Consider the following 12,364-nt stretch of genomic DNA (forward strand, 5'->3'; position numbering starts at 1 on the left):
CAGCAGCCGACGCGCGACGCAACTCCATGCCGGTGAGCTTCAACAAGACGCGTCGCTCCCCGACACGATCTTTGGATACCTCTTGAGCAAGTCGGACTGCTAGCGCCGATTCACGCGGGCTTCGTCATGCCGTGTCCTGCCTCGTGTGCCGCCTCTGCCGCCAGCTTGTCTGCCCGCTTCGCTAGTCGGGCCTCCTGCTCGCGCTCGACCTGGGCGAGCTATGCCGTCGCCTCTTGAAGCTGGCCCACCGCAATTACCGACTCGGTGCTCCTGAACCCTGTTCACGCCACACGGGCCTTTGGGTCGGCCACGCGGCGGGAGGCTGCGTTCCGCTCCACATCCGTGGTGGGAGCCCGGTAGGTCACCGCGCCCACGCCAGTAACGACGGACTCAACTACGCCCATCTAGACTCATCTGCCCGCATGCTGGTCCAGGTCATCGTTGTCCGCGTCGGAGTAGCCCTCGTATCCGCACAGGAGATCGGGGTCCGTGCCCTCAAGCGGCCACAGCTTCACGCTGTAGCCAAGCTCGTGCAGGGCCTCGATGTGGACCTCGGCTTGTTCCGCGATGTTCATGCTGTCCTTTCGTGCTGCCGGTTGACTTGAGCCGCTGAGGGCGGCTGATAGTTTCTAATCGGCCGTCAGGCGAGCCGCTGGAGAGGTACCGCCGTCGAACGCAGAAGAGCCCCCGTCGAGTGATGGAGCTCTCCGCGCGCGAGATCGCTGACGAGCAAAACTAGGCTGCGATGGCTAGACCTGCTGTCTCGCTGTAGGGCACACCGTGCGCGTCGGCCCATTCGGCCTTCCGGTCATAGACGTACCTCGGGAAGACAAGTACTTCGTCTTCGCCTCGCGCATCAAAGAGGGCCACGGCGCGTTCGCGACGCACCTTACCGACCGTCACAGTGGCAGCGATGGTGCGCCCGCATCTCGCGAAGCGACGAGCGAACCAGTCGGCGCACTGTCGGTCAAGAGTCCAGCTAAGCCCGGAAACGCCGTTGAGGATCCGATAATCCGGAGTGCAACCGCTGAACCCTCGATACACCGTCACGCGATCGGGCAATGAAGCTAGCTTCGCCTGCTCCTCTGCCGTCATGAGGTTCTCCCTGCCGGGACGATCGGCTTTGAAGAGGGAACGCCAGTGCTCCGCCTTTAGGGGCTGGCGGTCGGAGTCCACCCAGGCGTGAGAGAGCGACTGCCAGTAGGTCATGTGGTCGAGGTCATCGGGTGCGTCAAGCACGAGCGTCCCGCGTCGGGAGTGGTCGGCGTACCGCCACTCGCGTAGCCATTGATCTACGGTCATCACGCGCCCTGCTCGGAGTCGATGGTCGGCTGTGTGTGCATGGCGACCACTATGACGCTGGAGGGCATGGTCCACAAGGGTCGGACGACCACGATTTCGACTACTCCTCGGTAGTCGTTCGACTACCGAGAGTTTGTTGGACGGATGCCGAGCTACGGCAATCGCGATCAGTCGGCTCTGCCGACTTAAGCGGTGCTAGCCGGGCTCAACGCGAGACGGTCGATAGACATGTACCGCTTTAGCCCTCTCGTCATCCCTGATATGCGTGTACTCTCTCGCACGGACTCCACGTCTGCGTCTACGACCGAAGGAGATACATGCCTCAACCAAGGACGCCCACGCGTCACCCCGCGATCAAGGCGCTCGAAGACGAGATCGCGGCGATTGAGAAGGGCCAACAGCCGACGCGGGACCAAATCGCCGAGCTTGAGGCAAGTCTGCGCGAGGGACAGCAGGTGATCGCCCGCAACCGCGCGGCCATCGAAGTGCTTGAGGGCAAGGTCGCCATCACCCCCGCGACACCTCGCGCGCGTCGTGTGGCGGCTTCGAGTGGCGGCGTCACGGCCTCGCAGATCAGCGACGACCGCATCATCGACTTCCTTGGCGCGAATCAACCCGCGCGTGCGCTCGACATCGGGGCGGCCATCGGCGTGACCGGCAACCCGCTGTCCGTGAAGTTGAAGCGCATGGTGGACGACGGCAAGCTCACCTACGAGGGCGAGCGTCGCCAGCGGGCCTACTCGCTCAAGACGGGCTGAAGCATGTCGGCCCCGCAGCAGAACGATCAGTATGACCACGCCTACCGCGTCCTCTACGAGGCGAACGAGCAGTCTGACGACGCCGTGAAGGCCGTGATGTACGCCGAAGCCAGCGCGCACTTCCTCGGCTTCCTGGCCGACAAAGTGCAGACCCTGACGCAGCAGATTGAGAACGTCCAGTCGTCGCTTAGCTCCATCGACGCCAAGACGAGGATCGGCTAGGGACGCACGCCTAGGAGGCCGGGAGAACGTCCGCGAGGACGCTCAGAGCTTCAGCGAAGCCCCGCTCCGGCGGGGCCTTCGTCGTTCCTGGACTTCCCGCGGTTCGTCCCAGGGTCCGGGCTCCCTAGATTCGCGTGGTCGTGGACCAGGGAGGGGTCATGGGAAAGCAGTCCAAAGGTGTCTGGATCACTGATACGAACGGCCGCGTCTACTCCGGTCAGGAGATTGAGGAGCCCGCCATCGGCGTGAGCGTCGGCCTGTCGAAGCCGTAGCCGATGGGGGATGGCAAACGTACGGGCCGCGTCCGAACACGAGGGACGGGATCCGAGTTCCCGACGAACACTGGCCGCCCCCGAAGTGGGACCCGTCAGAGCACTAGGTTCGTTCTCGGAGGCCCGGCATATCCTCGGGCTCCACGCTGATCCAAAGGCTCACAGCGCCCAGTCGGATGACGAGCGTGTCCGTGCGACTACCGCTCCACCCGGCTCCCGCGTACGTTTCCGGCGCAACGATGAAGCCCGAGCCCGCGTTGCCCACCTGCACGAAGATCGCATCGGTCGTGCCCTCGGAGAGGTCGGCTCCGGCTAACAGCGGGCCGTAGAGGTTGGCGAGCATGACGGGCGTGTCGCCGGTCGTGGCGATGCCCACGGAGACGGTCTTGCCGAGCAGGCCAAGCAACTCGGCAAGTAGCTGGTCGATGGGTACCGACGATGCGTCGTCCATCGTCCCGGAAGGTACCGACAAGCAAACGCCAGCGCGCGCCGGATAGTCGCCCGTGAATCCATGCACGTTCCAGATCGCGGAGCAGCCACTTTTGGCTCTGCATAGGCTGTAGCAAGGCGTCCTTGCAGCTGAGTTAGCCCGGTGCCGAGACAGCTTCCTTTGCCCCGGCTGGTGCACGAAGTTGCGAGATCGAGCAATCATCCTCGAACCTGGATGAGCGTCCATGACCAGGAGGCCGCGACCGTCGGAGGCCAGTCGTGGCTTCTGATCGTGTGCGGGTGCCTCCTCGTCTTGCAGGTGATCCCCTCGCTCGCGCAGCAGGCATGGAGGTTCCGACAGGAGATCAAGCACGCGCATCGCGAGGAGCGCCTATCACTGAGCGCTTCCGCCGTCGCGGCGGCCCCACGCTGGGCAAGTCCTCCACACTTGCGGGGGTCAAGGCCCGCAGGCACGAGGACATTGAGCGTTGTGGGACCCGCTGCCCTGTCATCGAGCGAGGCGCCACAGCGTGAGGAGGGACGGCTCGAACTTGCTCATGCGCTCCAGGCCCGGTTCGTTATCTCTCCAGGCGACGACGTAGAGCACCAGGGGTCCGAGCGCGAGCTGCGCGGCAAACGAGTCGCGGCCGGGTGGCTATTCACCAGCCAGAAGCGCAAGGTCTACGACGAGGACGGTCGACGTGGCGGTGCCGGATCACCGAACGCGCGACCGGCACGGATCCCGGCTACAACCGGTACACGCATGTGCGCTGCGCGCGCTTGGCGAGCGTCATCCGCTTCAAGATGCGATCCCGAGTCCCGCGGCGCGAGGTTGCCCTGGGTTCGTGCTTTGGAACGGTCACGCCGAGGCCAACTGCGACGGCTCGCAGAGCAACATCAGTGCGATATAGCTCCGGCCCGTGACCCCCGTGCGGTGACCGCCGCGGAAGGGACGGCCGACCACCACCGCCAAGCGCGCGAGCGACATGCCGTCGTGCCGGGCGGAACCGTCGAACGACCTGTGTGACGGCGGCCATGAGAATCTCCCCGTAGGCGGCCATCGGATCTCCCCATGGGTGGCCATCGGATCTCCCCGCTGTTTCGTCCTGAGTGGCCTGCAACGTCCAGCGTCTCGTGTTGTCGGGGCCGCCTGGAGGGCGGGCTTGAAGACCCCGGAGGAAGTGATGGAGATCTTGGAGGCCTTTGACGCGACCGGCTCGCTGCGCGCGGCGGCGGAGTTGGCCGGCTGTGATCACAAGACGGTCGGGCATTGGGTGCGCGCCCGTGACGCCGCGGGCGGCGGGTTGCCGGTGCCGGTGAGGCCGCGGCCGCGGGTGGACGCGTTCGCGGAGAAGGCCGAGGAGTGGGTGCGTCGATCGCGCGGCCGGATCCGCGCTGACGTTGCGCATCGGAAGTTGGTCGCGATGGGCTATGAGGGCTCGGAGCGGACCACGCGTCGGGCGGTCGCGGAGGCCAAGCGGCGTTGGCGGGCGGGCCACGGGCGGCGCACGAGGCCGTGGATCACCGAGCCCGGGTTGTGGATGCAGTGGGACTACGGGACCGGGCCCGAGATCGACGGGCGCGCGACGACGTTGTTCTGCGCGTGGCTGGCCTGGAGCCGGTTCCGGGTGGTGATCGCGCTGCGCGACAAGACCCTGGCGTCGGTGGTGATGGCCTTTGACCGGGCGCTGCGAGCGTTCGGCGGCGCGCCGAGCTACGCGTTGACCGACAACGAGAAGACCGTGTCGGTCGATCACGTGGCTGGGATCGCGGTCCGCAACCCGCAGATCGTCGCGGTCGCCCGCCACTACGGGCTCTCGATCGAGACATGTGTGCCCGCGGATCCGCAGAGCAAGGGCGGCTCGGAGGCGACGGTCCGGATCGCGAAGGCTGATCTGGTCCCGACCGATCACAACCTGCGCGCCAGCTACGCGAGCTTCGCCGAGCTCGAGCAGGCCTGCGCGGAGTTCAGTGATCGCGTGAACGCGCGCGAGCACCGGGTCACGCGACGGGCGCCGGCGGTGATGCTCGCTGAGGAGCGCGCGCGGCTGCACCCGTTGCCGGCGGTCGCGCACACGATCTGTTTCGGGCAGACGCGCCGGGTGTCCTGGCAATCGACGATCTCGGTCGGTGGTGCCATCTACTCCGTCCCTTCCGCGCTGCGCGACGAGCGTGTCTGGGCGCGCATCGATGGGTCAGAGCTGGTTGTCGTCCACGCCGACGCGCCCGACGGGCCGCGCGAGGTCGCCCGCCATGCGTTGACCACGCCGGGCCAGCCGAGCATCCAGGACGAGCACTACCCGCCGCGCCCGGCCGGGGCTCTGGAACGCAAGCCCCGCGCCCGCTCGGCGGAGGAGCGAGCGTTCCTGCGGATCGGGCCAGGAGCGGAGGCTGGCTGATCGTCGCTGCTGCGGCCGGGACGACCAAGCTGCGGCGCAAGCTCGCCGAGGCCGTCGCGCTGGCCAAGCTGCACGGCCCCGAGGCTGTCGAGGAAGCGCTCGCGGTCGCCGCGCAGGCCGAGCGCTTCGGGGACGGCGACCTCGCCGCGATCCTCGCGCACCATCAAGGCGCTCAGGTGATCGCGTTCCCGCGCGCGTCCGAGCAGCAGTCGCTGCAGCGTTCCACGCGCGCTTGGGAGGGCTTCGGCGCATGACGGTCAAGACCCCCGAGCCACCCGCGTTGCCCGCCGAGGTCGATCGGTTGCTGCGCCGGTTGCGGATGCCCTACGTCCGCAGGGCCGCGCCCGAGGTGATCGCGACCGCGACCGCGCAGCGCTGGGAGCCCGGCGAGGTTCTCAGGGTCCTGCTGGCCGAGGAGGCCAAGGGCCGCGACGAGGCCACGATCCGGATGCGCCGCCGCCAATCCGGCCTGCCGGCTGGCAAGACCTTCGACGCCTGGGACCCAGAGGCCTCACCGATCCCGAAGCCCACCCAGCAGGCGCTCAGGACGCTGGAATGGCTTGAGCGCGCGGAGGCGCTCTGCGTCTGCGGCCCTTCCGGGACCGGCAAGAGCCACCTGGTCGAAGCGCTCGGGCACCTCGCGATCGATCGTGGCAAGACGGTCGCCTGGCACACCCTCGAATCGTTGGCGGTGATGCTGCGACGTCACCGCGCCGACGACAGCGTCTCCAAGGCGATCGCCCGCCTGATCCGCGCCGATCTGATCGTCATCGATGACATCGGGATGCTGCCCGTCGCCCCCGACGCCGCCCAAGCGCTCTTCCGCGTCGTCGACGCCGCCTACGAGAAACGCTCGATCGCGCTCACCAGCAACATCCACCCGGCCGGCTTTGACGAGCTGATGCCCAAGACCCTCGCCACCGCCACCGTCGACCGGCTGCTTCATCACGCGCATGTGCTCATCACTGACGGGACAGACTCCTACCGACTGGCGCAGGCGACCGCCGCAACAGGGGTGAGGCCCCTCACCTGACACGCGCGCAGCGCGTCATCGCCGCTCCGCCTCGCCCTACGGGCTCGGCTCCGCGTCGACGACGCGCTGGGGAGACCCGATGGCCACCAGCGGGGAGAAGACATGTCCGCCAGCGGGGAGATCCGATGGCCGCCACCGGGGAGAAACCGATGGCCGTTGACACCTGTGGGGGTCAAAAGTGAAGCGCCGCCCGTCCCGCCGTCGTCGCGGCCGTGGGAGCATCCGGGGCATGCCGGGCGCGGATGGCCGCTGCGCAGCGTTGTCTTCAGACGCCGAAAGTGCAGCGCTGGTCTGGGCCGCCGAGGAACCGGAGCTTGAAGCCCGGCTTGCGGCGAGACCAGCTCACCCGGTAGTCGCCGCTGCAGTCGGTGTGCGTGTCGTCGGCTAGCCACTCTTCGCGGCTAAAGAACGCGAGGAACGTGCAAGTCAGACGTTGGTGCCGGGTGCGTCCGCTTTTTGAGAACGGCGCCTCGGGGTGGCAGTAGGACTCCGGCGCGTAGTAGCCGAGATCGGTCAGGTGCGACCGGACGATCTGGTTCGCGCGGCGCGTCGTTAGTCCGGACGCCGCCGAGGCCTCCTCGCAAACCACTAGCGAGAGCACAGCGAGGGCGAGGGTGATCCTGGCAGGCATCCCTGCTCCTTAACTTGGGGTCAGCGACGGCCGTGGACTGTACCCGCGGTACGCACGTGTGGCGATTTCGGCCGGTCACGCGTCACCGCCCCACGGCGACCGCACCCATGCGTATGGCGCAGTCGTTCTGTAGCTCCGTGTCGGGCTGACTCGCGCTGGCTCCCGATCTTCAGGCTGCCTAGTCGCTCAGCACGCGTCGTACCAGATGGATCGCAGCGGTCCGTAGTCGCGTTGGTAGAAGATCGCGTCGCAAAGGTCGGACGTTGACGGGCCGCCGTCGTCGATCGCTTGCCTCGCGCGCGCTGGATCGCTTTCGATTGCAGTGAAGACGGATTCCTCGTCCACTTCGCCGCGCGGCCCTGCAGGGCCTTCACGGCCGCGTTGTCCTCCCGGGCCCCGCGGCCCGGGGGGTCCCGGCTCACCGACTCCGGACGGACCAACCGCGCCTCGCGGCCCCGTCGCTCCCTGCGCGCCGGGAGGTCCCTGTCGGATCAGCAGGGCGGATACCCCTGCTGAGGCGCCCAGCGTCAGCAACGCGCTGAGCACACACGCAAGGATCAGGGTTCGCATCGTGACCGGACGGCTGATCCGGGGCTGCGACCGGGGTGTGGGGAAGCCGGGCGCGTCGAGGACTTCGGTGTCGTCCGACATGCAGGGCGCGTCGCTAAACGCCAAGGGCGTCGGGCAGCGGCTTGGTGCTGGTCCAGCGGGTGGTGATGTGGCACGGCTTGCCGCGCAGCGACTTCGGGCGCGCGTCCGGCGGGCAGCGCTTCCAGGAAAGCGTGGCGCGCATGTCCGCCTGCCAGCCGTGCTGGCCTCCGTCGAGCTTGCGCGCGGTCTTGGCGTCGAAGGTCATGTGGCCGCTCACGCGCAGGTTGGCGCCGCCGCGGACGCGTGTGAGCGGGCCGCTGGCCTTGCAGGAGAACGTGCTCTGGTACAGCTCGCGGCAGGACACGGGCGCGCTGAAGTCGCCGTAGACGTGGCGCAGGCGGCCGCGACGGTGCGGGCCTGCGAGGACACGTACCGCGCGACCTCGCGGCTAAGCGCGCCGTCGGCGGCGTCGTAACCGTCGAGGAGGAACGCGAAGGTCCGGGAGAAGTCGGACTTCGATTGGCGGGTGTCCTGCACGCCCGCGTCGGCGCAGATCGGGTTCAGCCCGCTCAGCCGCGGGTCGGTGACGGCGAGCGTGAGCTGCGTGCGGTCGGGGCTGAGCGTTCCGGCGACGGGCGCGTCGGCGAACGTGCCGCCGAAGTCGAAGTAGGAGTCAAGCGCCGCGTGCGCGGGGTCAGCGAGCGAGCCGGTGATCGCCACGTGCGTGGGCCGCGGCCCGACTGAGTCGCCGGTGCAGATCCCGTTGAGGTAGTCGCCGACCGAGACCGAGAACGCCCAGGGACGCAGCGCGCTGGTGGTGGTGGGGTCAGCGAGCGGGTCGTAGAAGCTGATCGTGGCCTGCAACGCCCCGGCGGTCGTGTCGTAGCGCAGATCGACTCGCTCGAGCTGCGGGCGCGTGGGGAGGACTGCTCCGGTATCGGGAACTTGTTCGGCGCGCCGCCGGTCCGCAGCTCCGCTTGCGCGGTCGCGGTGAAGCCCAGCAGCGCGATCAGCAGCACCATCCCGGTGCGGGTCACACTCGTCATCGACCGCGGCGCCGTACTGGCCACGTTGCGGCCGCGCGACCGAACATGCGGCCAGACGCAGCCGAAGCGCAGCCGCGGCGGCTAGAGTCGCGCCCCCTGTGAGGAGGCTGGCATCAGTAACGCGCACAGGCACGGCCATCCGGCGGGTGGCGTGCGCCGCCGTGGCCGCGGGCTTGCTCGCCGTGCCCGCGGCCGCCGCCGACGCCGCCACCCGCACCGTGACGCTGCACTACGAGCGGCCGCAGCAACCGCAGTCGCTGAACCCGCAGCCGCCGATCACCCAGCAGGCTGAGTACCCGCAGGCGATCACCGTCAGCTACGACGACCAGACGGGGGCGTTGGGGGTGCACCTGGCGATCTACGACGCGCCGACGTGGGCGAACACGCTCCCCTATGTCGAGCTGCATCTCAACGCGAGCTGCGACCCGACCGCGGACGCGCCGACGATCATCAGCGCCGCGTTCCGCTACGACGCGTACTCGGACACCGACGCCAACGGCAACTCGACACGGACAGTGGACGCGAGCGTTGGTTTCAGACGCAAGGACTACGAGGGCACCGCCACCGGGACGATCACCCCGGCGCCGGACGGGTTCGACGTGGCCTTCCAGCATCCGGCGCTGGTCGGCCTGGACGAGCTGCGCTGCGCCAGCGTCGAAGCGTCGGCGCGCTGGAGCCAGAGCGGCTACTTCGCCGGGTATGAGCCGTTCGAGCTGACCCGCGGCAACGCGACGGCCGCGTTCAAGGATCTGCTCGCCTCCAAGTACCCCGCGTTCAAGCGCGCGTCGGTCAAGTGGGCGCTGTGCCCGCGCGAGGAGTTCTTTCCCGCCGGTCTCGACGGTGACAGCCCGCCGTCGGCGCTGTGCATGGCACAGTTCCGGTCCGGCAGGACCTGGCGTTACGTGTCCGCGCGGATCGAGCAGCACGAACCGGGCGTGCTGATGGACAAGCCCTACACGCGCACCTGGACGCGCCGGTGGCGCAAGTTGCCGAGCCGGTGCCTGCACGAGCTCGACGTGCGCGGGACCGCGTACTCCAACGACGGCACCTGCCCGGCGCTGATGATCTCCGACCTCGCCTACACGGTCCGCAAAGGCAAGCGCCCCCGCCGCGCGTACTGGCACGGCACCAACACCGCGGGCTTTCAGAAGCTCGCGAGCTACCGCTGCACGACGCGGACGCGCACGATCACCTGCACCAACGCGCTCGGCGACGCGTTCCGCTGGACGCGCTGACGCCACGCGCATGCGCTGCGGCAGTCCGTCGCGGTGTGGTGCAGCAACTCCGGACACGCTGCTGGACGTGACCTGCCAGCGCTCGCCTCGTCTGCCCGCTGAGCGAGCCGTCGCGGCGGCGGACGAGCGCATCTGCGAATGACACAACTCGCGGGCTCTCCGTGCTGGTGCGCCAGGTGCGCGGCCTATCCTCGCCCCGGACATGGGCCGCATCAGTAAACAGGAGTGGGTCCAGCGCGCCGCGAAGGTCGGCCTGCGCTGGTGCGAGGCAGTTGCCAACGCCACGACCAAGACGAGAGCTGTCTGTCGCGCTTGCGACCACGAATGGAGCACTTGGCCCAGCAACGTCACCGCCGGTCACGGCTGCCCGGTCTGTCGGCAGGCCGAAGGCCAGCACAAGCGGCGCCTCGGTGCGCAATGGCAGGAGCGCGCCGGTGCGATGGACGTCACGTTCGTTCAGACGCCGACCAGCGGCTCGCGAAACACTCCGGCGCGCTGCGACCGCTGCGGGCATGAATGGTCGCCGAAGCCGCACAACGTCGCCAACGGCCACGGCTGCCCGGCCTGCGCGAGGACGTTGCGCGTCACCCAGGAGCAGTGGGACGAGCGCGCCGCGAAGGTTGGCCTGCGTTGGCTTGAGGCGGTGACGGCGAGCGCGGTCCCGGCGCTGTGAGAGTGCCTGACGTGTCGGAGGACGTTCACGCGCATCCCGTCCGGGGTCGCGCGTGGCGCCGGGTGCTCGGCGTGTGCGCGCGGGTCGCTGACCGCTGAGCAGTACCGGGCGCTCGCAGCCGCGAAGTCAATCCGGCTGGCCGAGCCGGTGACCGCAGCCCACCGGCAGGTGCCAGCGACGTGCCTCGTGTGCGGCTACGAGTGGCGGCTGGTGGCCCGGCAACCTCCGCAAGGGCGCCGGCTGCGCGAAGTGCGCGGGTCGCGCCCCGGTCCCGCAGACGGTCTGGGACGCGCGGGCCGCGAAGGTCGGCCTGCGCTGGCGCGAACCGGTCATATCGCACGCAAGTCGGCCTCTGGTGGCCTGCCAGACCTGCGGGCATGAGTGGCGCGTCCAGCCGGGCAACGTCGCTGCCGGCCAGAGCTGCCCGATGTGCGCGCACAACGCGCCTGTCGACAAGGCCGAGTGGGATCGGCGCGCCTCGAAGGTCGGGCTGCGCTGGACTAGCGCGGTCATCGCCTCGAGCCTCAGGACGCCCGCCGAGTGCCTGACGTGCGGGCATCGCTTCACCCCGTTCGCGCGCAATGTCGGCTCCGGGCAGGGCTGCCCGGCGTGCGCCACCTACGGCTTCAACCCGGCCGAGCCGGCCGTCGTGTATCTACTGCGCGCCGACGACGGCGCGCTGAAGGTCGGCATCGCCAACCAGACCTCCACGAGGCTGGAGCAACACCGGCGCGCCGGCTGGCAGACGCTTCGTGTCTGGACCTGCGAACGCGGTGACCACGCCCGTGATATCGAACGGGGAGTGATCGCGTGGTGGCGCGACGAATTGGGCCTCCCGCCGGCGCGTACCATCGGGGACGGCTGGACGGAGACCGTCCACGAGGACCTTCTCGACGCCTCCGCCGTGCAACAGCACGTCGATCAGGTGCACTCGCGGACCGTAACTGTCACCAGGCCCGCTTGAAGCCCTTCGCAACGCGGCGGACCGATTTCCTCTGTGACGCGCACTGCAATCGGCGGCCTCCACTGGAACCTCGCGTGGGAGCTGTTCCGCCGCGAGGCCCTGACACTAGGCGGGCGGTCGTGCCCGCTCGCCTGGCCGTCATCCAACTCGTGCGGAACTTGGCCTTGCCCGGCCGCGTGCGACACGCGATCCGTAACCGGCGAAAGACAAGGCGCCCGTGGTACGGCACCGACAGCGAGGACTCCTTGTCGCCCACGCGGGCACGCATCCGAACGCCGCCACGCACTGCGAGGAGCTCGAGAAGTTCCGCGACCTCCTACTCGACGACGTGCGTCCGCGCGCCCGCCGGGAACACGTACGAGGAGATGCCGCCAATCCTCAACGCCCGTGGGCTGCAAGATCTCGTGACGGCTGTCAACCGCAGTCAGCGGCCGTGGGGCTACGGCGAGGGCTTCTGCGCGTCCGTAGCTCAGTGCTTGAAGACCCGGATGACATCGACCAAGCCGGCACGCTCGCATACCTCGGTCAGGACAGCCTTTGCCGCCTCCGGCTGTTCAGGCATAGCGTCGAGCGCCGCCGACGCCCGGCTCACGTCCGCAAGCGTGATCCGCGAGCGCGCCGAGCAGAGCTTGGCGATCCAGCGAACGGCGGCCCGCTGGTAGGTCTCGGCTCCGCTCGCTGGATGACCAGCAGGATCGCCGCCGCGTCCCTCACGCCGATACGCGGCAGCTCCGCAACGGCCTCGCGGATCAGCCGCAGGTCGCCGCCGGCGAGCGTCCGGTGGAAGCTGCTGCATGGGCTGCCTTTGC

The 12,364-nt window shown here is 68.8% G+C and carries 13 protein-coding genes and 1 pseudogene; 8 read left to right on the plus strand and 6 right to left on the minus strand.

What is annotated here, in order from left to right:
* Positions 1-410: 410 nt before the first annotated feature.
* Together H958_RS46995 and H958_RS44250 are read right to left on the minus strand one after the other, a co-directional pair.
* Positions 411-575 carry a hypothetical protein gene (locus H958_RS46995; protein ID WP_156028366.1) on the minus strand — a complete coding sequence of 55 codons (165 nt, stop codon included), beginning with the start codon at positions 573-575 and terminating at the stop codon, positions 411-413.
* A 160-nt stretch (positions 576-735) separates the two neighbouring features.
* Positions 736-1,302 (minus strand): hypothetical protein, encoded by a 567-nt coding sequence (locus tag H958_RS44250; protein ID WP_051324920.1) that lies wholly within the window; start codon positions 1,300-1,302, stop codon positions 736-738.
* A gap of 317 nt (positions 1,303-1,619) precedes the next feature.
* Here H958_RS44250 and H958_RS0128715 point away from each other — a divergent pair, with 317 nt between their 5' ends.
* Complete coding sequence (locus H958_RS0128715; RefSeq protein ID WP_156028367.1) at positions 1,620-2,060, plus strand: hypothetical protein; 441 nt, start codon at positions 1,620-1,622, stop codon at positions 2,058-2,060.
* A gap of 3 nt (positions 2,061-2,063) precedes the next feature.
* Positions 2,064-2,282, plus strand: a complete 219-nt coding sequence (locus tag H958_RS0128720) for a hypothetical protein (RefSeq protein WP_028061184.1) — start codon at positions 2,064-2,066, stop codon at positions 2,280-2,282.
* Positions 2,283-2,657: 375 nt separating this feature from the next.
* On the opposite strand, the gene H958_RS0128730 is transcribed toward H958_RS0128720, so the two are convergent.
* Complete coding sequence (locus H958_RS0128730; RefSeq protein WP_028061185.1) at positions 2,658-3,005, minus strand: hypothetical protein; 348 nt, start codon at positions 3,003-3,005, stop codon at positions 2,658-2,660.
* Positions 3,006-4,146: 1,141 nt separating this feature from the next.
* Between H958_RS0128730 and istA the strand changes: the two are divergent.
* Positions 4,147-5,636: pseudogene (istA, locus tag H958_RS41030) on the plus strand (IS21 family transposase).
* On the plus strand, positions 5,633-6,415 hold the full coding sequence (gene istB, locus H958_RS0128745; protein ID WP_028061186.1) for an IS21-like element helper ATPase IstB: 783 nt from the start codon (positions 5,633-5,635) through the stop codon (positions 6,413-6,415). The pseudogene istA and the gene istB overlap by 4 nt, the downstream one beginning before the upstream one ends.
* A 265-nt stretch (positions 6,416-6,680) precedes the next feature.
* Here the strand turns inward: istB and H958_RS0128750 are convergent, their stop codons facing one another.
* The 3 genes from H958_RS0128750 to H958_RS47000 all read right to left on the minus strand — a co-directional run bounded on the left by H958_RS0128750 (position 6,681) and on the right by H958_RS47000 (position 8,822).
* On the minus strand, positions 6,681-7,046 hold the full coding sequence (locus H958_RS0128750) for a hypothetical protein (RefSeq protein WP_028061187.1): 366 nt from the start codon (positions 7,044-7,046) through the stop codon (positions 6,681-6,683).
* 664 nt (positions 7,047-7,710) lie between these two features.
* Positions 7,711-7,902: a hypothetical protein gene (locus tag H958_RS0128755; RefSeq protein ID WP_028061188.1), complete on the minus strand. Its 192-nt coding sequence runs from the start codon at positions 7,900-7,902 to the stop codon at positions 7,711-7,713.
* Between the two features lie 8 nt (positions 7,903-7,910).
* A complete protein-coding gene (locus tag H958_RS47000; RefSeq protein ID WP_156028368.1) occupies positions 7,911-8,822 on the minus strand; it encodes a hypothetical protein in 912 nt (303 codons plus the stop codon).
* A gap of 22 nt (positions 8,823-8,844) precedes the next feature.
* Between H958_RS47000 and H958_RS0128770 the strand changes: the two genes are divergently transcribed.
* The 4 genes from H958_RS0128770 (at position 8,845) to H958_RS47010 (ending at position 12,217) form a co-directional block, all read left to right on the plus strand.
* Positions 8,845-9,918, plus strand: a complete 1,074-nt coding sequence (locus H958_RS0128770; protein ID WP_156028369.1) for a hypothetical protein — start codon at positions 8,845-8,847, stop codon at positions 9,916-9,918.
* Positions 9,919-10,120: 202 nt separating this feature from the next.
* Positions 10,121-10,591, plus strand: coding sequence for a zinc-ribbon domain-containing protein (locus H958_RS47005; protein WP_156028370.1), 471 nt, complete (start codon positions 10,121-10,123; stop codon positions 10,589-10,591).
* Positions 10,592-10,946: 355 nt separating this feature from the next.
* Positions 10,947-11,555: a GIY-YIG nuclease family protein gene (locus tag H958_RS0128780; RefSeq protein WP_028061193.1), complete on the plus strand. Its 609-nt coding sequence runs from the start codon at positions 10,947-10,949 to the stop codon at positions 11,553-11,555.
* Positions 11,556-11,920: 365 nt separating this feature from the next.
* A complete protein-coding gene (locus H958_RS47010; protein ID WP_156028371.1) occupies positions 11,921-12,217 on the plus strand; it encodes a hypothetical protein in 297 nt (98 codons plus the stop codon).
* Positions 12,218-12,364: the final 147 nt, after the last annotated feature.

The organism is Candidatus Solirubrobacter pratensis (assembly GCF_000425945.1).
GTDB lineage: Bacteria > Actinomycetota > Thermoleophilia > Solirubrobacterales > Solirubrobacteraceae > Solirubrobacter > Solirubrobacter pratensis.